This window comes from Dermacoccus sp. UBA1591, assembly GCF_002322065.1.
In the GTDB taxonomy this organism is placed as follows: Bacteria; Actinomycetota; Actinomycetes; order Actinomycetales; family Dermatophilaceae; genus Dermacoccus; species Dermacoccus nishinomiyaensis.
This window is the reverse complement of the sequence record NZ_DCNR01000095.1, coordinates 2548-3068: the sequence shown is the minus strand read 5'-3', so window position 1 is coordinate 3068 and position 521 is coordinate 2548. Positions and strand designations below refer to the sequence as shown.

Annotated in this window: 1 protein-coding gene; it reads left to right on the top strand. The window is 71.2% G+C overall.

Translation table 11 applies throughout. From position 1 onward, the window contains the following. On the top strand, positions 1–518 hold a 518-nt coding region (locus tag B2284_RS10450), incomplete at its 5' end, for a polyprenyl synthetase family protein (protein WP_286697455.1). Positions 519–521: the final 3 nt, after the last annotated feature.

Sequence of the window (521 nt, the reverse complement as noted above, 5' to 3'; positions counted from 1 at the left end):
AGGCACCCGACGGCGCCGACCCGATGGAGTACTACCTCAAGGTGCTCGCCGACAAGACGGGCGTCCTCATCGCCGCCGCCGCGCAGTACGGGGCGATGTTCTCCGGCTGCGACGAGCGCACCGTCGAGGTGCTGGGCCGCTACGGCGAGCTCGTCGGGCTCGTCTTCCAGCTGAGCGACGACATCCTCGACATCGCGAGCGAGGCCGAGACTTCGGGCAAGACCCCGGGCACCGACCTGCGTGAGGGCGTCGCGACGCTGCCGACGTTCTATGTCAACGCCTCAAGCGACCCCGCCGACGCGCGCCTGAAGGCACTGCTCGCGAGGCCACTGACGGACGACGCCGAGCACGCCGAGGCCCTCGAGCTGCTGCGCGCGCACCCCGCCATGGAGCAGGCCCGCGCGCACACGCTGACGACAGCGCGCGAAGCCGCCGCACTCATCGACGAACTCGGCGAGGGCGAGGTGCAGGACGCGCTCAAGGAGGTTCCGCTGAGCGTCGCGACGCGTTCGGCGTGACGG